The 24,346-nt window shown below is 47.8% G+C and carries 21 protein-coding genes and 1 tRNA gene; 11 read left to right on the top strand and 11 right to left on the bottom strand.

The window, feature by feature from the left end; translation table 11 throughout:
• Positions 1-7 precede the first annotated feature (7 nt).
• The 6 genes from IEX98_RS24890 to IEX98_RS24865 all read right to left on the bottom strand — a co-directional run bounded on the left by IEX98_RS24890 (position 8) and on the right by IEX98_RS24865 (position 3,944).
• Entirely contained in the window at positions 8-571 is a 564-nt protein-coding gene (locus IEX98_RS24890; protein WP_188892402.1) for a redoxin family protein, read from the bottom strand.
• A gap of 19 nt (positions 572-590) precedes the next feature.
• The gene (locus IEX98_RS24885) at positions 591-1,307 is read right to left on the bottom strand and encodes a cytochrome c biogenesis CcdA family protein (RefSeq protein WP_188892401.1); all 717 of its coding nucleotides are present in this window, start codon (positions 1,305-1,307) and stop codon (positions 591-593) included.
• Positions 1,308-1,325: 18 nt separating this feature from the next.
• On the bottom strand, positions 1,326-2,417 hold the full coding sequence (locus IEX98_RS24880; protein WP_188892400.1) for a sensor histidine kinase: 1,092 nt from the start codon (positions 2,415-2,417) through the stop codon (positions 1,326-1,328).
• Complete coding sequence (locus IEX98_RS24875) at positions 2,414-3,121, bottom strand: response regulator transcription factor (RefSeq protein WP_188892399.1); 708 nt, start codon at positions 3,119-3,121, stop codon at positions 2,414-2,416. Before IEX98_RS24875 ends, IEX98_RS24880 begins: the two co-directional genes overlap by 4 nt.
• A gap of 82 nt (positions 3,122-3,203) precedes the next feature.
• Positions 3,204-3,692: a stalk domain-containing protein gene (locus IEX98_RS24870; RefSeq protein WP_188892398.1), complete on the bottom strand. Its 489-nt coding sequence runs from the start codon at positions 3,690-3,692 to the stop codon at positions 3,204-3,206.
• A gap of 165 nt (positions 3,693-3,857) precedes the next feature.
• A tRNA-Leu gene (locus tag IEX98_RS24865) sits at positions 3,858-3,944 on the bottom strand.
• Positions 3,945-4,088: 144 nt separating this feature from the next.
• Between IEX98_RS24865 and IEX98_RS24860 the strand changes: the two genes are divergently transcribed.
• Complete coding sequence (locus tag IEX98_RS24860; protein ID WP_229692378.1) at positions 4,089-4,949, top strand: divergent polysaccharide deacetylase family protein; 861 nt, start codon at positions 4,089-4,091, stop codon at positions 4,947-4,949.
• On the opposite strand, the gene IEX98_RS24855 is transcribed toward IEX98_RS24860, so the two are convergent.
• Positions 4,914-5,615, bottom strand: a complete 702-nt coding sequence (locus tag IEX98_RS24855) for an N-acetylmuramoyl-L-alanine amidase family protein (RefSeq protein ID WP_188892445.1) — start codon at positions 5,613-5,615, stop codon at positions 4,914-4,916. The genes IEX98_RS24860 and IEX98_RS24855 overlap by 36 nt on opposite strands.
• A gap of 134 nt (positions 5,616-5,749) precedes the next feature.
• On the opposite strand from IEX98_RS24855, the gene IEX98_RS24850 reads away from it, so the two are divergent.
• On the top strand, positions 5,750-5,944 hold the full coding sequence (locus IEX98_RS24850; protein WP_188892397.1) for a YqzE family protein: 195 nt from the start codon (positions 5,750-5,752) through the stop codon (positions 5,942-5,944).
• Here IEX98_RS24850 and IEX98_RS24845 read toward each other — a convergent pair.
• The 3 genes from IEX98_RS24845 to IEX98_RS24835 form a co-directional block, all read right to left on the bottom strand.
• Complete coding sequence (locus IEX98_RS24845; protein WP_188892396.1) at positions 5,935-6,840, bottom strand: hypothetical protein; 906 nt, start codon at positions 6,838-6,840, stop codon at positions 5,935-5,937. The two genes, IEX98_RS24850 and IEX98_RS24845, sit on opposite strands and share 10 nt — an antisense overlap.
• Positions 6,841-7,017: 177 nt before the next feature.
• Entirely contained in the window at positions 7,018-7,944 is a 927-nt protein-coding gene (locus IEX98_RS24840; RefSeq protein WP_188892395.1) for a YqhG family protein, read from the bottom strand.
• On the bottom strand, positions 7,941-9,701 hold the full coding sequence (locus IEX98_RS24835; RefSeq protein WP_229692386.1) for a DEAD/DEAH box helicase: 1,761 nt from the start codon (positions 9,699-9,701) through the stop codon (positions 7,941-7,943). Before IEX98_RS24835 ends, IEX98_RS24840 begins: the two co-directional genes overlap by 4 nt.
• Positions 9,702-10,031: 330 nt before the next feature.
• Here IEX98_RS24835 and IEX98_RS24830 point away from each other — a divergent pair, with 330 nt between their 5' ends.
• A complete protein-coding gene (locus IEX98_RS24830) occupies positions 10,032-12,686 on the top strand; it encodes an adenosylcobalamin-dependent ribonucleoside-diphosphate reductase (protein WP_188892393.1) in 2,655 nt (884 codons plus the stop codon).
• 184 nt (positions 12,687-12,870) lie between these two features.
• On the opposite strand, the gene IEX98_RS24825 is transcribed toward IEX98_RS24830, so the two are convergent.
• Entirely contained in the window at positions 12,871-14,619 is a 1,749-nt protein-coding gene (locus tag IEX98_RS24825) for an ABC transporter ATP-binding protein (RefSeq protein WP_188892392.1), read from the bottom strand.
• 216 nt (positions 14,620-14,835) lie between these two features.
• Between IEX98_RS24825 and IEX98_RS24820 the strand changes: the two genes are divergently transcribed.
• The 8 genes from IEX98_RS24820 to IEX98_RS24785 all read left to right on the top strand — a co-directional run bounded on the left by IEX98_RS24820 (position 14,836) and on the right by IEX98_RS24785 (position 24,320).
• Entirely contained in the window at positions 14,836-15,237 is a 402-nt protein-coding gene (locus tag IEX98_RS24820; protein WP_188892391.1) for a ribbon-helix-helix protein, CopG family, read from the top strand.
• Between the two features lie 62 nt (positions 15,238-15,299).
• Positions 15,300-16,007 carry a 4'-phosphopantetheinyl transferase family protein gene (locus tag IEX98_RS24815; RefSeq protein ID WP_188892390.1) on the top strand — a complete coding sequence of 236 codons (708 nt, stop codon included), beginning with the start codon at positions 15,300-15,302 and terminating at the stop codon, positions 16,005-16,007.
• Positions 16,008-16,228: 221 nt separating this feature from the next.
• A complete protein-coding gene (locus IEX98_RS24810; protein WP_188892389.1) occupies positions 16,229-16,660 on the top strand; it encodes a hypothetical protein in 432 nt (143 codons plus the stop codon).
• Positions 16,661-16,990: 330 nt separating this feature from the next.
• Positions 16,991-18,598, top strand: coding sequence for a response regulator (locus IEX98_RS24805; protein WP_188892388.1), 1,608 nt, complete (start codon positions 16,991-16,993; stop codon positions 18,596-18,598).
• Positions 18,588-20,468 (top strand): sensor histidine kinase, encoded by a 1,881-nt coding sequence (locus IEX98_RS24800; RefSeq protein WP_188892387.1) that lies wholly within the window; start codon positions 18,588-18,590, stop codon positions 20,466-20,468. The genes IEX98_RS24805 and IEX98_RS24800 overlap by 11 nt, the downstream gene beginning before the upstream one ends.
• A 185-nt stretch (positions 20,469-20,653) precedes the next feature.
• Complete coding sequence (locus IEX98_RS24795) at positions 20,654-21,577, top strand: ABC transporter permease (protein ID WP_229692376.1); 924 nt, start codon at positions 20,654-20,656, stop codon at positions 21,575-21,577.
• A gap of 13 nt (positions 21,578-21,590) precedes the next feature.
• Positions 21,591-22,490 carry a carbohydrate ABC transporter permease gene (locus IEX98_RS24790; RefSeq protein ID WP_188892386.1) on the top strand — a complete coding sequence of 300 codons (900 nt, stop codon included), beginning with the start codon at positions 21,591-21,593 and terminating at the stop codon, positions 22,488-22,490.
• A gap of 84 nt (positions 22,491-22,574) precedes the next feature.
• On the top strand, positions 22,575-24,320 hold the full coding sequence (locus tag IEX98_RS24785; protein ID WP_188892385.1) for an extracellular solute-binding protein: 1,746 nt from the start codon (positions 22,575-22,577) through the stop codon (positions 24,318-24,320).
• The last annotated feature ends 26 nt before the right edge of the window (positions 24,321-24,346 follow it).

Here is a 24,346-nt window from a genome sequence, read left to right as displayed (position 1 = left end):
ATCCTCCTCACATTATTTCCTTGAATGTCTCCATGATCGTGTCATTGGAGGCATGGCCGGGGGATGATTTGACCAGAATGCCGTCTGAACCGATATAATAGGAACTCGGATAACCTCTTAAACCGAATTTCTTCGCCCAAACGCCGTCCTCGTCAAACAACACCGTGATATTAGGATAGGGCTGCTTCGGAAACCATTCCGTAAAATCCTGCTTGGATTTCTCGCCTTTATAATTCGGTGTGACGATCGTAATCACGTGAAAATTATTGTTTTGACCGGCCAGCGTATTTAAGTCTTCTAGTCCCGCCAGACAAATGGAGCACCAGGAAGCCCAATATTTCACGTAAACCTTCTGGCCCTTGAGATCGGCAAGCTGAATTTCATTCCCGTTCAGATCGCTTAAGGAGAACGAAGGAGCGGCTGTACCCTTGTTCATGATTTTACTGTTATCCACAGTACCTGTAGTAGAATCTTGCATGGTTTCCTTGGTGTTAGCGCCGCAAGCGGCCAAAACCGTAAGGAGAACGCCTGCTATCAGTATAAATTTGACTAGCTGTTTTGCGATCTTCATATTTCATACCCCCAGTCGTTTACTGAAACCATACGACAATTGTGTTGAGCTGGTCCGTCATAAGCAAAATTCCCATCAGGATGAGAATACAGCCGGACACGACCTTAATGACCCCCATAAATTTATACAACCGTCTGATCCGTGTGAGAATAAAATCTGAAAAAACAGACATCAGCAAAAAGGGAATCGCCAGTCCCAGCGTATAGATGAGCATCAGGAAGCCGCCGTAAGCTGGAGAGCCTTCGCCAGCTGCGATACTGAGAATAGCCGCCAGCACGGGACCGATGCACGGCGTCCATCCGAAGCTGAAGGTCAGCCCTAGCAGAAAAGCGCCGATATATCCCTTTTTAGTGATGCGATCACTGGATATTTTCTTTTCTCGTTCCAGAAAAGAAAGCTTAATCCATCCCGTCTGGTATATCCCGAACAGGATAACGATGGCTCCGCATACCGCAATGAATCGGGAGCTTGTAATGACGGTGCCGATCGTCCCGAAGCCAAAACCGAGGAAGATGAATACGGTAGATAACCCAAGGACAAACAACAGTGTCCTTATGATGAGTCTAGGCCGAAGCCGAAAAGAGCCGGAATTAGTCGTCTCTGAGTTCGCGCTGCTCGCGCCGGTTCCCGATAAGTAGGCAACATACACGGGTAGCAGCGGCAAAATACATGGTGCAAAAAACGATAAGAGCCCTGCGGCAAAAACGCCGAAGAGAAATAATGGATCGCCTGCCAATTCAATCACCACCTGATATTATAGCTTGGTATTACGGGATGAAGAGTGGGGCTGACCGGCAGAGGTTTTGCCGCTTGCATAGATCGGCAGCGTAAACCAGAAGCAGCTTCCTGTTCCCTTAGAGCTGTGCACGCCGATTTCGCCGCCATGAAGCTCGACGATGGATTTGGCGATAGCCAGCCCCAGGCCGGAGCCGCCGCTGCTTTTACTTCGAGATTTGTCCGCCCGGTAAAACCGTTCAAATATGCGGGAAATGTCCGCTCCGTCGATACCTTCGCCTTTATCAGTGACGGAGATTTTCAAAAAGGAATCATCCTGTTCGGAGGCGGATAACGTGATCTTCCCTCCTGTAGGCGAATATTGAATGGCATTTTGCAGCAGATTGGACAGGACCCGCTTGATTTGAGCGGGCATCATAAGGGCAGCAGGCAATCTATCGGGCATCTCTATCTCAATCTTAAGCTGCTTCTCCTTCAGATGCAGAGAGAAGCTTTCTAAGGTGCTGATTAGAAGCTCATCCGTATGATAAGGCTGCGGGTCGAATATTTCTGCTTTAGCTTCCATGCTGGAAAGCTCGAACAAATCATGAATGAGACCGCCTAGCCGCCTCGTTTCCAGCCGAATCGTATGCAGATAACGCTGAAACGTTTCCTTATCCTCAATGACGTCGTCCTCCAGCGCTTCTACGAATGATTGAATGGATGCCAGTGGTGTCCGAAGATCATGAGAGACATTTGCAATCAATTCTCGCCGCGCGGATTCGGAGCTGTACAGATGATCAAAGCTTTCCTTTAATTTATGGCTCATCTCGTTGAATTGTTGGGCTAGAATTTTATATTCCAGCGGGCCAATGGAGGGGACTTCTGTATGGAAATCGCCTTCGGCAATTTTTTTGGTCTGCTGTGTGATCCGCGAAATTGATTTCTCCAAAGGGCGTGTCAGCAAATGCTGCAGGATGAAAGAGAGCAGGCCTGTTCCAGCCGTAATGCTAGATAGCCAGTAGAGCTGTTCGATCGTTAGCAGCATTTTGGAGTAGCTGACAAATAAACAGATTAACAATACGCCCATGCCTGTAAGGTTGGCCAGCAATAAATTCGTCCTTAATTTCATCGGCTTGCTTCACCCGCAAACTTATAGCCAATACCCCAGACCGTCTTGATATATTTAGGTTCCGAAGGATTCGGCTCGATTTTTTCTCTCAATCTGCGAATGTGCACGGTCACTGTGGTTGTATCTCCTTCATAGCTGAAATCCCACAGCTTGCTCAGAATCTGATTCCGGGAGAAGACTTGATCCGGATGACTCGCCAGCAAATGCAGCATCTCAAACTCTGTAACCGTCAAGTCAATCACCTGACCGCTTACTTCCACTTTGCGTTTGCCAACATGAATGGTAATGTCATCGTATTTGATCGTGTGATCAGAAGCAGCGCTGGGGGCAGGCTGTATGTGCCGGACTCTACGCAGAATATTCCTTACGCGAAGGACGAGCTCTCTTGGACTGAAGGGCTTCGTCAGATAATCATCTGCGCCCAATGTCAGCCCCATCAGCCGATCCTGTTCTTCTCCGCGTGCGGTGAGCATGATGATCGGAATATCCTCGGTTTGCCGGATTTCCTTGCACACTTGCCAGCCGTCTTTGCGGGGCATCATGAGATCGAGCACGATTAAGTCGGGACGTTGACTCGACCATAGCTCCAGTGCTTCCAAGCCGTCTCTCGCAGTCAAGACGAAATAGCCTTCCCGTTCCAGATATCTGCGGCATACATCGGTAATATTCGCATCGTCATCAGCGACCAGTACGCGCTCGTTCATTCCGCCCCACCCCTAACGTTCATTGAAGATCTATAAAATCGATCATACCATAAAAAGGCTGCTCAACCCGGCTGTATACGCATTACATATTAGAAGCCGGTTTCATATATTTCGTGACCAATGCAGGTGAGACATAAGTATTGTTGTGATCAAGTACAGCCGCCGCATCCAGATTAATCTTCTTACCGTCCACCGTAATCTTTTTTGACCCGATCCACAATTTAATCGTTTGTCCGGCTGGCTTCATACTGTCGTCCATCATCTTATTATCCGCCATCTTGTCGTCCAACATCTTGTTGTCCATCGTGTTGTCGCCTGTCATCTTGTCATCCATCATCTTGTCCTCTGTCATTTTGCCTGTGTACATCAATGTTACCGAATTTTCCTTGCCGTCCCATTTCACGCTGTAGCCATACATTTCTGCTGCTTGCCTGAGATGAACAAGCTCCATACCGTCTTTCTTGATCGTCTTGGGCATTGCGGCTGCCGCACTCGCCACTCCGGCAAAGGCCAGCGATAGTACCAGTGTTGCCAGCAAAACGAACATCTTGCTCTTTGTAACTCTAATCATCTTTATCACACTCCATATAAGTTATGTTGCAAATGCAGAGTAAGATAAACTGCTTACAATTATCTAAGCAAAGTATTACAAATGTATTACGATGCACTAAAACAACAAAAAAAGGTCCGTGAATCGCTGCAAGAGCGACTTCACGAACCTGTTGGTTGTAAGGTATGGTGCGGTCAAGAGGACTCGAACCTCCACGTCATTGCTGACACTAGAACCTGAATCTAGCGCGTCTGCCAATTCCGCCATGACCGCATGTCATTGGGATTACGTTCCTTATGGTAGCATGTGTCATTAAGCCAAGTCAAGCCATTCCGTAAAGTTCAAATATTCAGCATATTTTCCCACGATTGGACAAACAATGAAAGGAGCGTAAACACGATAAGGGGGTTTCTAATTTTGAATGTGAAAATAAAAAGAACATGCCTGCTGCTTGCAGCCGGCGTTGTCGCTATAAGCTTATCGGCAGGAGGCCGCTTAGGGCTGGCGGGAGCAGAAGGGGCAGAAGCTGAACCGGATCAAAAAGCCGCACAGTCAGAGGGGGGACAGCCCCGGCAAGTAGCCATCGTCATCGATGACTTTGGCAATAATATGAACGGCACGGAAGAGATGCTGAATCTGCCGATTAAGTTCACAGTGGCGGTCATGCCGTTCATGCCAACGACGAAGCAGGATGCGGAGGAAGCACACCGGCTCGGACATGATGTAATCGTCCATATGCCGATGGAGCCCAATAAAGGGCTGAAATCCTGGCTTGGACCAGGCGCAATTACGACAGATATGAGCGATGCGGAAATACGCAAACGGGTAGAAGAAGCTATTAACGAAGTGCCGCATGCGATCGGCATGAACAATCATATGGGTTCCAAAGTGACTGCAGACGAACGGGTGATGCGTGTCGTCCTGCAGGTATGCAAGGAACGGGGATTGTTTTTTCTAGACAGCCGGACTACATTTAAGACCGTCGTGCCGAAGGTGACGCAAGAGCTAGGCGTACCTTTAGTGTCCAATGATGTCTTCCTTGATGACGTGTATACGGAAGCTCATATTTCCAAGCAGATCGGGATTGTCCGCAAATTTTTAGAGCAGCATGATAATTGTGTAGTCATCGGGCACGTTGGCGTTCCAGGCAAAAAGACCGCCGCTGTGCTGCGGCAGTCTATACCCGCTATGCAATCTAATGAACATGTTCAGTTTGTAAAAGCAGCCGATATGCTGTCTCCGTCACCGAGTGATCCATTTATATTGCCGAATCCCTGAAGCTATGGCATTCGCAATTTCGAGCTGCTGACGAGGATCGGTTAACATCGCCCGGTCTGCATCATTGCTTATAAAGCCCATCTCGACAATAACGGCTGGCTGATCTACCCGGCGCAGCAAATAGAAAGGCTTGCCTTCGCGCGGATAGAAGGTCGTTTCTTGTTGGCGATTGAGCGCATCCTGAATGCAAAAAGCAAGCAAAGCGCTCTCCCCGCTTTCCTGGTGGAGCACTATCGGTCCGCTCTTCGAACGGTTTTTGGTCGCATTGACATGCAAGCTGACAAGCAGCTGCGTGTCAATTTCCTCTGTCAGCTGTCTGCGCTGGGACAAGTCGCGGCGATGCCGTGATCTGGTAATATGCCAACGGTTATCATCGCTAAGGGCGTAATCCCCGGTTCGATTCAATACGGCGGAAATGCCTTGGCTATTCAGCAGCAAATACAACTTTTGAGCGATGGCCAGGTTAATATCCTTCTCAAGTACCGAGTCCGCAGAAGCTCCTCCGTCAATGCCGCCATGCCCCGCGTCGATCAGTATGTTAGCGGAGGGCATAGTCCAGCCGCTGTCATTCTCGGATTGCGGTTCATCGGCAGCATCGGGATCCGGGGATGCGCCAGCAAGACTGATGGGAAGCAGCATAAGTAAGGCAGCGGCAAGCTGCAGCATTTTCAACACAAATCGTTCCTCCTCCGTTACATGTGCAACATCCTTATCGTGGCTTATTGGAGGAAAACTCATACACGTTTATTAACGGAGGGCAGCGGGCAAACTTGTATTAACAAATAAATGAGGTGATGGGTATGGCAAGCGGCGATGATTTGATTAAATACGTAACGGAACAGGTTGTGCACTATATGGAAACGCCCCGTGCTGAGCGTAAGCAGACAAAAGCGTCAGCCAAAGCGCAAAGGGAGCACTGGATGACGCGTTGGTTTGGCGTGGGCGCGATGAGCTTATTGTTATGGTGGAGAGGACGCGCAGAGCGTCAACGGTAAAAGCGTCCGAGTTCAGCAAGCAGCTGAGCCGGAATGTAACGGCGGCTTTCGCCCAGCTCGTCTGTTTCTAATGCGGCATAGACGATGCCGTTATTCCAGTCATGGTAGCCGGTAACGGACCAGGCATACAGCATGTCGCCGCCATAGCGTTCGGCGATGTATTGCACTTGTTTTTTAGCTTTGATAGCGTATAGAAGCTTCGATACATCTTTAGAGCTGGCTTGAAGCGGTGCGGCATCTGTGAGCCATGGCAGCTTGCCGTACGGATCGAACGAGGGATTAGAAACGACTGCATGCAACTTAACAGTTTTCTTCGTTAAATCAATAGCAGGCAGTGCAGCGGCAAGCTGCGCTTCCTTCGTGCTTGCCGTTTCCCACTTTCGTGCGTCAAGGGGAAGCCCTTCACCGCTCATAGCATCGCTATAGATAATTCGTTTATCGTCGCTCGTTTTCCAAACCGCGAGCAGGGGATGCACGTATAGCTGCTGATTTGCAGATGGATGGATGAGGGAGAGCTGCCGCAAAGATTGCTGCAGCGTTTGTTCGTTATATAAGTATTGACCTAGGCCGTACTCGCCGATCGTATAGCCGCCTTTCTCGACTGCTTGTACGACGACATAGCCAGCGGTTTTGCCATTCGTACCTTTAATAAGGGCTAGCCAGTTATGGGTTCCGGGTCCTAAAGGCATCAATTCGAATTTGGCTTGTTTCCATGAACGGAAATCCGGCTGCTTGGCCATCTCGGCTATCCAGTTGCCCAGCAGGGATGATATTTCGGAAGTACTGCTTTGCTCGATAGGCTTTGCTGTCCCATTAACAGCACTTACTGTCATGGGGGATAAAAGCAATCCGATTGCTAAAGCCGACGTTATTATTTTTTGCAACCATTTACGCATATACTCACTCTTTTCATTAAAGCAGGCTGCCCATGCAGCCTGCTTTATTTAATGGAATCCGCTGTTCCTATTCATTGTATGCGGACAAGCTCGGGAAGGCTGTTGGTTATTGTCGCTCTTGCGGCGATTCGTCACGTTCTATTTTTGACGGATGAATGCGGATTCCGTCTGATTCCGCTAATCGATGCCTTCGAGATGAAAGATGCCGCAATTTATGGCGGATGCCGTCACCCTCGGCTCGAATTGCCACCTGGTTTCCTGTCTTCTTTGGTTGTATTGCTCTTCGATGGCAGGCTTTGTTTCCTCTGTGGCGTGTTTGATCAAGGGCTCGTAATAACCGTCAATCCGATCCAGTTCTTCCTGCAGCCTTTCTGAGGCTGCCGCTGCCCAGCTATAATCATAATTTTTCAGTTTGCGTTCGAGCGCTTGCTCCACCACCGACAGTGCCTTAGATAGCGATAAGCCGTTTTTCGCCACATGAACATTTGCAGGCAATCTAGGCGTTAACCGCAATGCTTGCAACTGATCATGGAACTGCTCGACGATGCTTCCTGTCGCCAGAGACACGCCGTAGCTGTGAATTTCCTCTCGTTTCATGTCGCAAGCGAACTCGACGCGCATATTAACGCCAAGCCAAGCCGTATAGGGTGTCGATTGAAAAGGGGTGTTCGCCCTTTTTTCCGGTTCCTGAAATAAATTGACGTAGCTGCCGTAGGTTTTGGCGGCCGTGAACAATTGCTCCAGCTTACGGGAACCAAAATAAAGATCCTCGCGCGGCGTGCGAGTGCCATTCGTCAAGTTGCCTGGCACAAATCCGATGGAACGGCCCAATGCCGCGTTGGCCGCCGCTTCCTCCGGTGTTAGTGCAGGAGCTGCAGCAAGCGATTCATATTTCTGCTTATCGGTGACGAAGAGAAAGGTCATCGTCTCGGGCGGAGTTCCGGTACGATCCACGAAGCCCCAGTAATACGGGCGATTGGTTAACTCGCGATCTGCTGCTGGAGACAGCTTAACGGTAAAATGCGCCGGAGACTTCTCCAATATGGCGCAGTCCGTTGCTTCTAAGTACCGGTGGACGAACTTATGCACTTGCTTCTCATTCATGGACGAATCTCCACCTCCACCTTCTGGCCTAAAGCCGTCATTTGCGTCAAAATTGCAGAAGGATCGGCCGTCTCGTTGCGCAGCTTCACGATAGAGCTGCCGAGCTCATTGATCTGTTTACTCAGATCTGCATTGCTGCCGCCAGATTGGAGCAATACCCGGGCGAGCTGCTGCTCCAGCGAGCCTTCTCCTTTTTCAAACCGTTCCAGTATATGATCCAGCTCGCCGATGACAAGCTCGAACAAATTGATTTTCTCATGAAGCAGATTGACGATATGCTCTTCGATGGTGCCGACCGTGCATAGATTGTAGATATGGACATCTTCGGTCTGTCCGAGACGGTGAACCCGTCCGATCCGCTGCTCGACCCGCATCGGATTCCAGGGCAGATCGAAGTTGATCATGTGGTGGCAAAACTGCAGATTAATGCCCTCACCTCCGGCTTCTGTCGCGATAAGCACCTGTGCGCGCCCGCGGAACAGATCCATCATCCAGTCCTTTTTACCGCGGTTCATTCCGCCCCGGTAAGGAACAGCAACCATATTATTGTTGCGGAAAAACTGCAGCAAATACTCTTGTGTGGCCCTGTATTCCGTGAAAATAATGACTTTCTCATTCATTTGCTGAACGAGCTCCAGCGTCTTCTGCGCTTTCGTATTGGATTCGATTTTCCGGATAAACTCGACCAGCTCCCAAATCTTCGGTCGCATCGGAGAGTCCTCGGCCGTCTTCTTGAACAAATTGACGAGCGTTACAAATACGGCATCCCGGCTGCTGCATACTTCCCGTTGAAGGGTGACGAGGGAGAGCATGCTGGTCAGATCGCCGCCGCTTTCGTCATATCGTTCCCGGACGAAGCCGGTTACGGCGTCGTACAAAGCTTGCTCTTCGGTTGAAAGCACCAGCGGAATATTGCGGACAATTCGTTTCGTGAACGAAATGCCGCCGTCGCCGCGGCGATTGCGGATCATGATGCTGGACAATGCGTCTTGCAGCTGGTCTTCATTTTTCGGCAAACGTTTATCGACAACGAAGTTGGCGGCAAATTCGCTTTGCCCGCCGAGCTGCCCCGGCTTAAGCAGCGTGATGAGATTGAACAGCTCATCGAGATCATTTTGAATGGGCGTGGCGGTTAGCAGCAGGCAATATTTTTTGCGCAGCTGGACGACAAATTGATAGTTGGTCGTTTTTTTGTTTTTCAGCTTATGCGCTTCATCGATAATGATGAGGTCATAGTCAGTGCCCAGCACTAGCTCGCGGTGCGGGTCACGCTTTGCGGTATCGATAGAGGCTACGACGACGTCGTAATGCCAGGTATGCTCTTTCTTTTGCGCGACGGCCGCTATGCCGAATTTCTGATTCAGCTCTCTTACCCATTGCAAGACAAGGGAGGCAGGCACGAGAATCAGCGCGCGGCGAACGAGACCGCGAACCAAATATTCCTTCAGGACGAGGCCGGCTTCAATCGTTTTGCCCAGTCCCACTTCGTCGGCGAGAATGGCGCGGCCGCCCATTTCATGCAGCACTTTGCGGGCCGTACTGATTTGATGCGGCATAGGCTCCAATGCAGGCAGCGTTCGAAGACACTGCAAATGCTCGAAGCTGTCGATTTTTTTCGCTTGCTCGGCTTCCATTGACAGCTGGTATAACGTCCAGTCGTCCCAAGGGCCGTTTTTGGCCATCCGGCTTTGAAGCTCTTCGAACCAGGAACGGTCCAGCTTCAGGTCAACCAATGGATGCAGCTTGCGGGTTGCGATAGCGTTCGAAGCGGCTGCTGCCCCAGCTAGATCGCTGTTGTGGTTAGTGGTAGAGGACAAGATTGCAGGCTCCTTTCGGGAAAAAAGAGATAGTTGCCTATAGTATGACCCTATTGTCGGATATTCATAAGAAAGAGGAGTAGAATAAGATCGATGAAAAGGGTTGACCTTACGCCAGATAAGCGCTCTAAGCGCTATAAGCCTATTTGACTTCTGGATAATGAAAATCAATATGTAGTATGTTATAATGTAAGTAATACACAATATATTGTGATTTCGTAGTAAGGCCATGCATGGAAAGCCAATTCGTAATTAGGGGAGGCTGCTGAAGTGGGTGAAGCGGGAGACAATCGGTTGGAAGGTTTAAGCGAAAAAATATTTTTGGACCGGTACGCTAGGAAAAATGCAGATACGAGCAAGGCCAAAGCAGGCGATATTGTATTAGCGCTAACTAAAGACGATCCGAAATTTCCGGCAAAAGAAGTCGGGGAGATCATCTCGCGGGACGGCGATGATGTACAGGTTAAGATGCGGAGCGGGGATACGGTAGAGACTACCGTCGACAAGCTGACGCTGACGATCGAGCATACACCGGACGAGATGTGGGATCGGCTGGCTGCGGCTATGGCTGGAGCGGAAAAGGATGAAGAGACTCGAAGCGTATGGACCGAGCGCTTTCGCTATATTTTGGACGATTGGAAGCTTGTACCGGGCGGGCGGATAGCTGCGGGAGCAGGGGCGAGTGAGGAGCTGACACTGTTCAACTGTTATGTCATTCCATCGCCAAAGGACAGCCGGGGCGGCATTATGCAGACCTTGACCGAAATGACGGAGATTATGGCCAGAGGCGGCGGAGTTGGCATCAATCTCTCATCACTGCGTCCGCGCCGGGCTATCGTGGCAGGAGTGAATGGTACGTCAAGCGGCTCTGTCTCGTGGGGAGGGCTATTCAGCTATACAACGGGTTTGATCGAGCAGGGCGGAAGTCGGCGGGGCGCTCTTATGTTGATGATTAATGATTGGCATCCCGATGTTATAGATTTCATCACGGTGAAGCAGACGATGGGGCAAGTGACGAATGCGAATCTGTCTGTGTGCGTCAGCAACGGTTTTATGAAAGCGGTGAAGGAGGATTCGGACTGGGAGCTTGTTTTTCCGGATACGAAGGATCCCGAGTACAACGAGCTATGGGAAGGTGATCTGGAGGCATGGCGGAAGCTGGGGAAAAAAGTGATTCCGTACAAAACCGTTCGCGCCCGCGACATCTGGCATTTGATCATTGAATCTGCTTGGAAGTCAGCAGAACCGGGCGTCGTATTCATGGAATACTACAACCAGATGTCAAACAGCTGGTATTTCAATCCCATCATCAGCACCAACCCATGCGGCGAGCAGGGTTTGCCGGGCTGGGGCGTATGTAATTTGTCGGCAATTAACTTATCGCGATTTTACGATGAGGCGAGTCACGCGGTTGATTGGCAGGAGCTTGCGAAAGTAACCCGCTGGTCGGTTCGTTTTCTCGACAATGTGATCGATACAACGCCTTATCATTTCAAGGAGAATGAGGATAATCAGAAGCGGGAGCGCCGGATTGGGCTCGGGACGATGGGGCTTGCCGAGCTGATGATCAAGCTCGGCATCCGTTACGGCAGTCCGGAATCGCTCGTATTTCTCGATGAGCTGTACGGTTTTATCGCGAGAGAGTCTTATTTGGCATCCAGTGAAATTGCTGCGGAGAAGGGTTCTTTCGCGGCTTTCGAGCATGATCTATATGTGCAAAGCGGTTTTATGCGTAATATAATCGAGGCGTTCCCGGAGGTTGGTGAAGCCGTGAAGCGCCAAGGCATCCGCAACGTAACGGTCATTACGCAGGCACCGACTGGCAGTACGGGAACGATGGTTGGCACCTCAACTGGCATTGAGCCTTACTTTGCGTTTGAGTATTACCGCCAAAGCCGTCTCGGCTATGACAAACAGCTCGTTCCGATCGCACAGCAATGGAAGGATGCTCATCCCGGTGAAGAGCTTCCGGATTATTTTGTAACGGCTATGAGCCTGTCGGCTAAAGATCACATCCGGGTTCAAGCCGCTATTCAGCGCTGGGTCGACAGCTCTATCTCCAAGACGGCCAATTGCCCGAATGATTTCACTGTGGAGGAGACGAAGGAGCTGTACGAGATGGCCTTCGAGCTCGGCTGTAAAGGTGTGACGATCTATCGCGATGGCAGCCGGGATGTACAGGTGTTGTCGACTCCGGGTGAAGAGAAAAAGGCGGATGAAGCAGTCGTGGTCGAAGATGGGAAAAAGGACGAGGCGGCTGAGGAGGGAACGGTCGAAGCGGGAACTACGGATGAGGCCGTTGGAGAAAGGTTAACTACGGGAAGTGCTGTTAGTATGGTGGAGGTGAAAGAGGAGCCGGCTAAAACGGGAGTAGTCGATCAAGCCTACAAACGCCGGCCGCAGATGCTGCGCGGCGCGACGTATAAGATCAATACGCCGTTCGGAATGGCTTATATTACGATTAACGACCTCAACGGAACGCCAGCTGAAATTTTCCTGAACGTTGGCAAAGCGGGCTCCGATGTGTTCGCGATGGCAGAAGCGCTGGGCAGAGTGTGCTCGCTGTTTCTGCGTTACGGCGATCATGGCAACAAAGTGAAGCTGCTGATCAAGCATTTGAAAGGGATTGGCGGCTCCGGCGCGATTGGCTTCGGCGTTAATCGTGTGGAGTCGATTGCGGATGCGGTAGCGAAAGCGTTGGAGACGCATATGGAGAGCGTCGATGAGCAGGCGGCTTCGGCTCCGGTGGTGAGTGCGGGTGTGTCGGAGTCGAGTGCAAGCGGCGCAGAGAACGGGGTTGGGCAGCAGCACAAACATGGTGAGATCAGCTCGCTGGATCTCTGTCCTTCATGCGGCTCTGCAGCATTGATAAATATTGAGGGCTGCAAGCAATGCAGCAATTGCGGGTACAGCAAGTGTAATTGAAATCTATTCTTGTGATGATTTTGTGATTTTGCAGCGTTAAAGGTATGCGAATGAAGGAATTTATTCTGTGTGCTGGATGTTTGTGAGCAGACCGCGGGATTAGCGAAGTGAAACATAAATGCCGCCCTTTCGACTTCCTATTAAGAAGCGAAAGGGCGGTTTGCTTTTTCGTTATTTGGAGCTTTTATGCACTTGCTTCAATTGTAGAAGCGGCTAAAAGATGACTATTATAAAGTCTATAATATAGGCCTTTAGATTGTAATAACTCCTCATGTTTTCCTTTATCTGCTACCGTTCCATTCTCTATTACAATGATTTGGTCCGCGTGTTGAACAGTAGAAAGCCTGTGTGCAATGATGAAAGTTGTTCTTCCGGCCATTAAACGATCCAATGCCTCTTGAACTAACCGCTCGGATTCGTTATCTAACGCTGCTGTTGCTTCATCCAGCAACAAAACTGGTGCATTTCTGAGCAGAGCTCTAGCAATTGATAGTCTTTGTTTCTGACCGCCTGACAAACGGCCCCCTCCCTCACCAATGTGAGTATCCAAGCCATCAGGGAGTTCTGAAATGAATCCTAAGGCATTAGCATCCCTTGCGGCTGCTGTGATTTCTTCCTCTGAAGCATCTAGCTTTCCGAAGGCAATATTCTCTCGGATGGTCCCAGAATACATAAAGCTTTCCTGTGGCACAAATGAGAAATAGCCTCTTAAATCTTGCAATTCCATCTCCCTCACATTTTTTTCATTTATCTGTATATGGCCTTTGTCAGGTTCAAATAAACCTAATAGCATTTTAAAGATAGTCGTTTTTCCACCACCACTTGGACCAACTAATGCAATTTTTTGTCCCGCCTCTACATTTATCGAGACATCATTCAGTATCAATCGTTCTGTATTGTAACCGAATGTTAGCCCGGCAACTTCTATTTTGTTAAATGCATGATTCATTTTATGTGCAGGAATTTCATGGAACTCAGCTTTTTCGTCCATCGTCTTAAAAATCCGATCTGCGGCACCAAGTGCTTGCTGGAGTTCTCCCCAAGAAGAAGCTAGACCGCTAAATGGCCAGGTCAAATGATTCATAAGCTGTATAAAAGCGATTAAGCCACCTACAGTCATAGAGCCTGACGCTGCAAAGTAAGCCCCCACAATGAAGGTTACGATAAAGGATAAAAGGCCGACCGCATTAGCCGTTGCAGATAGCGAAGCCTGAATTTTCCCTCCGCGAATTTCAAATTTACTGATATCTTCACTATTCAAGATAAATTTAGTAAGTAATTTTTTTTCAAGTCCAAAAGTTTTGAAAATAGTACTTGAATTCAAAATCTCTTGCAGTACGGAGGTTAATGTTCCAATCCGGCTTTGTAATTGTTGTGAATTGTGTCGAAGAACTTTTCCGAATAAACCTCCGACAAGAAGGGTCATTGGACCAACAAGCGCACAAATTAAAGCCAGTTTCCAATTGATTGTCATTAAATAAATAAATGAGGATACTGCCAGGATTGGATTGCGAATTAAAGAAAGTATGGTATTACTGCATGCTGTACCAATCGCCTGATTATCATTTGTCATCCGTGTTAGAAGCTCTCCGGAATGATTTTCATTAAAATGACTTGCAGGGAGACAAAGTACTTTCTTGAGTGTATCGATACGAATATTTTTCCTGATTTGTGAGGAGACCTTTGATTTTAAATAGGTGTCCAAATAAATGTTTGCAACCGTAAGAAAAAGGATGATAAGGCCTATGATAATAAGAAGGGGCCAATGTGTTTGAGTTTGAGTGACTGCTGCATCTGTAATTTTGTTTAGATACCAGGCTGTGCCAAGATCCAATCCTATACCGACAAACATTGTTATAAATAAAAAAGTGTAACTGATTTTGTGCTTAAAACAGTAAGCTGTAAGACGCCACAATGTGTTCTTCTGTTTCATTAAATCCCCTTCCTTTACCAAAGAGTTTATTTTAGCTAAACAAAAGCCCCTCAAATAAAACATCCACAAGACATCCCTTAAACATCTTAATACCATCCCCGAAGATGGTATGTTACCATAAAAATCCATTTTATGCAATTAACTTTTCTGTTCATTTTGCTTGACAGAGGAAAATTATGTAGGCATAGTTGAAGAAATAGAGTACAAAGAAGGAGAGTGCTGGATATTCCTGAATTAGAAAAAATAACGATAAATCTTGGGCCGATGGATCTTGGACAAATTGATCTATTAGTAGACCAAGGTTACTATACAAACCGCAGTGATTTTATTCGTATCGCCATTAGAAGACAATTAGACAGTCATGCAGCTGAGGTAAAAGAGTTCAAACATACACAGTTCTTTGCTTTCGGCGCGCTGGAATTTGATCGCAATCGATTATTGCAAGCAATAGAAGAGAATGTGAAAATCGATATTAAGCTCGTCGGTGCTCTCTTCATAGCAAAAGACGTTACAAGAGAATTAGCAGAAGAAGCCTTAGGTAAAATTCGGGTTTTCGGAATTATCAGAGCTCCAGAGTCAGTGAAAAAATGGCTGATTCTTATGAATGATAAAAAATAATCGAATGAAATCAGTCTAGCGCGTTTATACAAATTAGATGGCTCAAGTTAAGGAAGTGTGACATGCTTCATCTTTATTATCTTAAGATGGATCGAGAAATGGCATCTATGGAACGGGAAGAATGGCTGCCTTACGTTTCTGAAGAAAGACGAGAGCGGATCGCGCGCTTTCATTCTGCGAAGGATGCACAGCGATCATTGTTTGGGGAGTTATTGGCCAGGTATGCATTGTGTGAAAATACGGGGCGGGAAAATAGTGAGTTGAAGTTTATTCAGAATCAATATGGTAAACCGAAGTTGGAAAGGGAACAAGATGAGAGGGAGATTTACTTTAATCTATCTCATTCTGGACAGTGGGTTGTATGCGCAGTCGATTATACCCCGGTTGGTATCGATGTTGAAGAGATAAAGCCAATATCATTAGAAATTGCTAGACGTTTTTTTGCCAAGGACGAGTACGAGGCATTGCTTCGAGAGCCGGAGATAAGCCGGCAGCAATACTTTTATGCGTTATGGACGATGAAAGAAAGTTTTATAAAAGCAGACGGCCGAGGGTTATCGTTGTCGCTCGACCAGTTCTCTATCGATGTTGCCCAAGGCCGAGTGCAATACCAACAGAAATGGCAAAATAGCCGACTGTGGCACAGTCAACTGGATGAGGAGCATATGCTGGCAGTTTGTGCTTCTCCGGGAATACATAAGACAATGCAGCATTTCACATTGAGTGAGTTCGTAAGGATCATTGCAGATAAATTAGATGTGTTAGAGTAACAAAAACAAGACTAGTCGATATTTAGAATTTTTTATACTCTTTCGGTTTTCGTTGATCTTCAGCCCAGAATTGCCTTGTTACTTGTAGGGAGATATTTTTTTGATCGGTTTTTTTATTCTAAAGCAGGTAGGGTATTTAGTCACCTTGGCATGAGTCAGATTTAAAGGATGAGGCTCTATATAGAGTCTCATTTCTTGCTTTACAGAAAGGATGGAACGAAATGAAGTACATCGTAATCATTTGCGTACCCCTTTTATTGCTGGTTGGATGTCAACAAAAAGAGGGCCATTCTACAATCAAGGAAGTTTCATCCGATTCGGTTACACTTAGAGTCATAGTCGATAGAGTAGATACATCGCAAATTAAACTCCACACGGAATTGATCAATATGGGTGAGAGCTCCATTACGATCAGCCATGCCGATCCTTTGGTCGGAGCAGTTGTGGGAGATCGTATGACCCGGCCAGATATTGTTTTTAGCTTTGTGGGCATCACTAAGAGATTAGATGCAAATGAAGTGTACAGTTACGAAAAGGATACAATAATTAATGTTCAGTCCAAAGACAAAGTTCTTTACGCGCAGGCGTTGTTCACGATTGATGGCGATAAGAAAGCTCTAGATTTAGATATAAATCTAGATGAAGTCAAATAATCCACGTTTACATATATCTGCTAAACCGGATACCGTAAAGCTAGCTGATTTCGATCATTCATCGAAGTCAGCTTATTTTCGCTTCAATCGTAAGTATTAATTGCATGTGTCTCTTTTTACATACAACAGCAGCATTTCTGGTAAGCTTGATGTTGTTGGCTTCTGTGTGGAAATATACATAAATTCATTGCAAAGTTCATGTGTTTTCTGAAGCTGCTTCCCTATAATTGTGTTAATAACGGAAATCGTATAGAAGTGGTGTAGAAATACTCAAAAATGTATCTGCGAGTTAACTTTATATAGGAAGACAGCATCAGGAGGTTGACTGGTTTGTACAAAGTATTAATTGCAGAAGATGAAATGTGGGTCAGGCTCGGGCTGAAAAATTCGATTAACTGGGAAAACTTAGGCATGACAGTAGCCGGAGACGTAGCCAATGGCGTAGAAGCCTGGGAGCACTACCAGAAGGACAAACCTGACATAGTCATTACCGATATCCGGATGCCGGAGATGGACGGCATGGAATTGATCGATCGGATCCGCGAGCATGATGCCGCGACGAAAATTATTATTTTAACCTGCCTGGAAGAATTCGGACTTATTCAAACCGCGATGCGCAACGGTGTAAGCGACTTCATCTTGAAGCTGACGATGGAGTCTAATGAGATGGTCAATATTTTAGCAAAAGTAAAGCAGGAGCTTGATGAGGAGAGGGCGGATTCCTCCAAGCATCTTCTGCGTGATATCGACGTTCTGAAGGAAAGCTTCGTGAAGGATTATTTGTTCCGAAACCGCTATTCGCAAGAGGAATTTTTGCGGTATGTCTCCGAGTACAAGCTGATGCTCGATCCGCATAATATCCGAATCTGCCTCATGGACATCCATCACTACCATCGGCTGAAGGTAAGATTTGGGGATGAGCGGGGCCAGCTGCTCCGCATGTCCATGCTGAATGTGCTTCAAGAGATATTAAGAGATTACGGCTGTGGGGAAGTATGTCATGATGCGGATAACCGCTATTTGTTTCTGCTCAGCTTTGGCAATTCCCTCAGCGAGAATGAACAATTCCAGCAGCTGCATCAGCTGCTGGATCATATCCGTAGAGTGATGCGGTCCTACTTCAATATTGCCGTAACCTTCGCAGTTAGCAGCACGGCACATGACCTGTCGCCACTGCGGGCGATGTACCGGGAGTGTCTGCATGCAATGAGCTATAAGCTTTATGTAAATACCGATCATTTTATTTGTGGTGATGTCAATTTGCAATTGAAGGCCGAGGAGAAGATTCATACCTCATTGGCCGGACTGGCTGAAGTGCTTAGCCTTCATGGCGAGCAGTTGTCTAAGGAATTCAGCCATTGGTCCGAACGGATGAAGGAACGTGAACTTCCGGAATCCCGGGAAGCGACGGTTCGGGACTTCAATTATTTGTTTCACCGGCTGTCGCTGCATGTACCGCATCAATCGCAGGAGAGCGCAGAGCTTGTTACCCAGTGCACGCTGCGGCTGGAATCCTGTGAGACTTGGGATGAGATGGTGCAATTAGCCGAAACCTTTATTCAAGGGTTGATGCAAACCCGGCAAATTCCGATGAGCCGCAAGGTGGCGGAAGCTGTCGCCTATATTAATAGAAACTTTCAGGGGGAGCTGACGCTCCAGGATGTCGCTGATGTGGTCGGAGTGAGCCCTAATTATTTATCCTCCTTGCTGAAGAAGGAATTGGATGTCAATTTCAGCGAGTACCTCATTCATATCCGGGTTGAAAAAGCGAAGAGACTATTGCTGGAGAGCGATCTGCGATCCTATGAGGTAGCGGATCATGTGGGATTCATGGATCATAGCCATTTCAGCCGGACATTCAAGAAGTCTACGGGCATGGGGCCGCGCGAATTCCGCAAGCGTTGGGGCCAAGTAGAGGAGATTAGCGATGACGAATAACAAGCGTCCTGAATTGTTCGCTGCGATCCGCAAGCTTCTAGGCTATGCGCTTCATGAAAGGGCACGCTGGGGAACGCTGCGGTTCCAGTTATTTATTACTTATGCAGGCGTCAGCCTGCTCGTCTTGTCTCTGGGCGCTTTTTTCTTCTATGCCAGCACAACGAAGATCGTCAAGGAACGGGCGGAGCAGCTAACCTTGCAAAACTTCAAACAGGCGGAGAGCAGCCTGCTTGCTATTCGCACTGAAATGGACAAAACAAGCAAGGTGCTGCTGGCGAATGAATCGGTCAGAGGCTATATGGACAGGCCATTATCGCAAGCCGAGGAAGTGGAGGCCACGGCGACACTGACTCAATTGTTCAACGATGTGCTGTTCAGGTACGACAACATCCATTCGATTTATGTGTATTCGGAATCGGGAAAAATCCTGGGCGTGACCCGTAAAAAGCTTTATACCACATCGGATTCAGGGTTATCCAGTTGGGCTTACACATCGGGATTGTACGAGCATGTTCTCGATACATTTCCCAGCATGGATTGGCAGAGCAACGTAAAGGTGCAGGATCAGGAAGCGGTGTTCCGTTACCCCGAAACGGCGGAATGGAATGATTCGCTTATTTTGGCATCCCGGGCGATTGTCAGCTCCTATCAGGAACGTCCCTTATCGATCCTTACACTTAGCATCAAGGAGAGCAGTCTGTCTCCTTTTTTTGCTGAATTGGCAGGTATAACGAAGGGCTGGATCTATTTGCTGGACGGCAACGGGAACATTATCCGGGGTAACGAGCAGGACGAGAGGGACACTCCGGTCTTTACGCTGGAGCATGCGAACGGGAACAAGTATGGCAGCTATACGACAAGGAATGATCATGAGAAGCTTCGGGTCGTATACTATCGGGTCGGTACGACAGATTGGACGCTCGTGAAAGAGATTCCTTATCGTGAGTTTTCCAAGGACAGCAATACGCTGAAAAAAATCGTCATCGTTATGCTGCTTGCCAGCCTACTTGTCGCATGGGTGCTTGCTTACTACTGGATCATGCGGCTTACCGTTCCTTTGTCCAAGCTGACGAAAGCGATGAAGCAAATGGAAGTAGGCAACGTTGGCTTTGAAGTAGCCGGCATGGCGCATAATGAGATCGGCCGGCTCGGCATGCAGTTTAACAAAATGTCGCGAAGCATTCACGAGCTCATTGAAACCAATAAGCAGACGGAAGAAATGAAGCGGGAGGCCGAGGTGCGCGCACTGGCGTCCCAGATCAACCCTCATTTTCTGTATAACACATTGAATATGGTGAAATGGATGGCGGCCGTGCAGCATGCGCCCAATATTGAAGAGACAGTTACCGCTCTTGGCAACATGCTCCGTCCCATTTACCGGGAGACTTCCGTTTTTACAACGTTGGGAGATGAGCTTGGCTATATTAAGCACTATATGACGATCATGAATCACCGGTATGGAGAAGGAACGCTCATTCATGTGGACATTGAGGAGGGGCTGATGCAGGCCCAGGTCCCAAGGTTTATTTTACAGCCGCTGCTTGAAAATTGTTTTGTCCACGGGATGACTCAGAAGTATGCGGGAACGATCAAGCTGTCGGGCCGCGTAGAGGGCGGTTTGCTCGTACTGGAAGTGAAGGATGAAGGCAAAGGGATGTCCGAAGAAAAGCTCGTTGAACTGCGGTACCGATTGGCGAAAGAGAAAATTGGCGGGGAAAGGGGACCGTCCAGAGCCCATGGGATGGGTTTGTTGTACGTCAATCAGCGGATTCAACTGCATGCAGGTGAAGCTTTCGGGCTGGATGTGTTCAGTGAGGAAGGGAAGGGGATGACCATTAGGATGCGCCTCCCCTTGGAATATAAAGTGTAGAAAAACGCATCATACCGTGAAATAAATCATTTTTATGGGACAGGCTTGTTGAAAAATATCACTTGGTGCAAGAATAAGTCATCTTTTCATTGTTCCGTTAATTCCTTCGCTTTCCCCTGTTGGTTATCATGTAGATACAACAAGGGAAGTGAAGCTTAGAAGAACGGAAGGTGGAGAGCAAGCCTATGATTCAGGCGGAACGCAGTGGAGTACGCTTTAAGCTGTCTAATCGTATGAAGTTGTTTTGGATGGCGGTTCCTTTTTTAATCGTCGTATTTATTTTCAATTATATCCCTCTATTCGGATGGATATATGCGTTTTTTGATTACCGGCCAGGGGTACCGCTTTGGAAAACGCCATTTGCAGGCGTGGATTATTTCAAACTCATGTATGAAGAGCGCAAAGACTTGTTCAATGTGCTTCGCAATACGATGATCATGAGCGTGCTGGGGCTGTTGTGTACACCGTTATTTGCCGCATTTGCGATTTTTCTCAATGAGATGAAATCCAAATCGTTCAAGAAGGTAGTGCAGATTACGACGACGCTGCCTAACTTTATTAGCTGGGTACTCGTCTATGCCGTATTCTTTATGTTCTTCTCCAGCGACGGCTTTATTAACAAGGTGCTGTTCAATTTTGGCTGGATTGATTCGCCAACGAACGTGCTAGGCAACAATGATATCGTATGGTACGTGCAGACGGGAATCGTCATGTGGAAGGGACTCGGCTGGGGGGCCATAATCTATCTGGCGGCGATTGCGGGCATCGATCAGGAGCAGTATGATGCGGCAAAAGTGGACGGCGCCGGACGTTTCCGCACCATCTGGCATATTACGGTGCCAGGCATTCTACCGACGTTTTTCGTTCTGCTTTTGCTCGATATCAGTAATATGCTGTCTAACGGCTTCGATCAATACTTTGTCTTCTACAACCCGCTCGTTGCTTCTCATATCGAGGTGTTGGATTACTATACGTACCGGGTCGGCATGCTGAATAGCGACTTCTCCTATTCGACGGCTCTTGGCATCAGCAAAACTGTGATCAGCATTGTACTTCTATTCACAGTCAACAATCTGGCCAAACGCGTACGGGGAGAATCTATCATATGAGGAGGGTTATCGGATGATTATGAAAAGATTTCGTATCGGAGAGCACTCTTTCCACACGATCAACTATATCGTTTATACCGCATTTATGCTGCTCTGCATTTATCCGTTTTATTATATTTTCATTAATTCGGTCAGCAGCCCGGATGCGATTATCGACGGCGTTTACTTTTTTCCGAAAGGCTTTACGCTGGACACTTATACGCAGCTGTTCCGATCGGACAATATTATTAATGCGTTCCTGATCTCGGCATCACGCGCTGTCATCGGAACCTTCGCTACTGTAATGGCGTGCTCGTTTTTCTCCTATTTGATTACGAAACGTGAAATGTTCGCCAGATCCTTCGTCTACCGGTTTGTGATCATTACGATGTACCTCAATGCGGGGCTTATTCCTTGGTACATTACGATGCGGGGCTTGGGACTGAAAGACAACTATCTGTTGTACATTTTGCCTACGATTATTTCTGCTTATTTCATTATTTTGATCAAAACGTATATGGAATCACTTCCGGTTGTACTTGAGGAATCGGCCATGATGGACGGAGCAGGTTATCTGCGGATATTCATCAGCATTATTCTCCCGGTGTGTATGCCCATACTGGCGACGGTCGCCGTCTTCCATGCCGTCAATCAGTGGAATTCCTGGACGGACAATTATTTTCTCGTGAGCAATCCTAAGCTGCAGACGCTGCAGCTCATCCTGCTCAATTATTTGCGGCAGGCGGAATCGATGGCTTCTGATGCAAATCGGCAGCTGCTCACCTCCGCGGCAGGGATTACCGGATTCCGGGTGTCCTCCGCATCAGTCAGGCTGGCGATTACGATGATTGTAACGCTGCCGATCATGCTGGTCTACCCGTTCATGCAGCGTTACTTTGTCAAAGGCATCATGATGGGGGCTGTAAAAGGGTAAAAGAAAGCTTATTTCATGTATACCGGGCTTGCTTCGGCAAGCTTTGTATAGCGTAGCAAAACGATCATTATAGGGAGGGTTCACATGCAAACCAAATGGCGGAAATCTTTGCTTGCACTTAGCTTGACCGTAGCGATAGCCGTAACAGCGGCAGGCTGCTCTAGCGGTAATCAGAATGGACAAGGTACAGGGACTAAAGAGGGTACAAACGACGGTACAAACGACGGGCAGCCCAAAGAGGTTACGCTGACCATTTATGGCAACGGTTTCGGAGGCTCTGTAACACCCGGTGTTCAGACGGACCGTGTAGCGCTGGAAATCAAGAAAAAGCTGAACATTAACATCAGCACGGAAGCCAAGGTGAATGACGACAAACTCAACACGATGATGGCGAGCGGCGATTTGCCGGACATCATTTATGCGGAACGCCGGCATATGAAGCAGCTTATTGACGGCAATCTGGTTATTCCGCTCGATGGTTTGATCGCCGAGCATGGCAAGAATATTTTGGAGGAATCACCGCAACGGATTGAGTTCAGCAAAAAGTATTTAAGCAATGATACGAATGATTTATTCTTTATTCCGCTGCTGGCAGGTGATGCGCCTAAGGAATACACGTATGCTTCTCCGGGCTACATGGTTCGTTGGGATTATTATAAGGAGCTGGACTATCCGCAATATAACAATTGGGAAGATTTGCTGCAGATCTTGAAGCAGATGCAGGATAAGCATCCGACGAATGAAAAAGGCGAGAAAGTATATGCGATGGCACCTTTGTTTGAATGGGGATACAGCATTCAGACCGAGTTCTATGACCGTTACCGCGGCAAATTGCTTCTTGATAAGTTCATGGACGTAGATCCGGAGACGCTGGAAGCAAAGAGTGCAATTCTGGAGCCGGACGGCAGTGTATGGGAGACGGCCCGGATGTATCAGAAAGCGAATGCACTGGGACTGTTCGATCCGGACAGCTTCACGATGAAATATGACAATATGCTGGAAAAGATTAAGAGCAACCGTCTGTTGTTCACTTGGTGGAATTGGGCGGGCGTGAATGAAGCGAACGACGCATTCGAGAAAGCTGGCGAATTGAAAGGCTGGACACCGCTTCCTCCTGCGAAGGGACAAACGCAATATGTGGGCGAGTACGGCTCCATCGGCCGTCTGGACTCTACGTTCGCCATTTCCAAAAACAGCAAAAACCCGGAACGTGCAATGGAGCTGATCAACTACCTCGTATCTCATGAAGGTGCTCGATTGATCATGAACGGGATAGAGGGCGTTGACTGGGAAGTGAAAGACAATGTGCCTATGGACACCGCGGAACGAATTGAACAGTCGAAGGCCGATCCAGACTTTGGCGCGAAAAGCGGCATCACCAAGTATTACAACTGGAGCGGATTCTCTGCTGGTGCGATTGATCCAAAATTCAACGTGCCGACCAACTACGGCAATATTATTAGTGAGCAGCGTCTGAGCAAGATGAATCCAATTGAACAAGATTACAGTAAGCATTACAACGTCAGCTACCCGGGTGAACTGATCGAGAAGCTGGTGGAGCAAGGCGAGATTAAGAAGAACGGGACAGATTATACGCAATTTGCCGCGCTGCCGATTGTCACTCCGGATAATATCAAACGTATTGACGGGAAAATCGATGAGTACATCAAGCGTATGGTTCCGAAGCTGATATTGGCTAAGGACGATGCGGAATTTAATCAAATTCAGACCAGCATGATGAAAGAGCTGGCGAGCATAGATTTGCAGAAATCGGTGGACTACTGGACTGGAGCTTACAAGAAGAATAAAGAGATTGTGACAGGAAACTAAACATGTTGATCAGCGGGCAGCCTAGG

It is taken from the genome of Paenibacillus radicis (ex Gao et al. 2016) (assembly GCF_014641555.1).
Taxonomy (GTDB): Bacteria; Bacillota; Bacilli; order Paenibacillales; family Paenibacillaceae; genus Pristimantibacillus; species Pristimantibacillus radicis.
The sequence above is the reverse complement of the archived record's forward strand: the minus strand, read 5'-3'. Positions and strand labels throughout refer to the sequence as shown.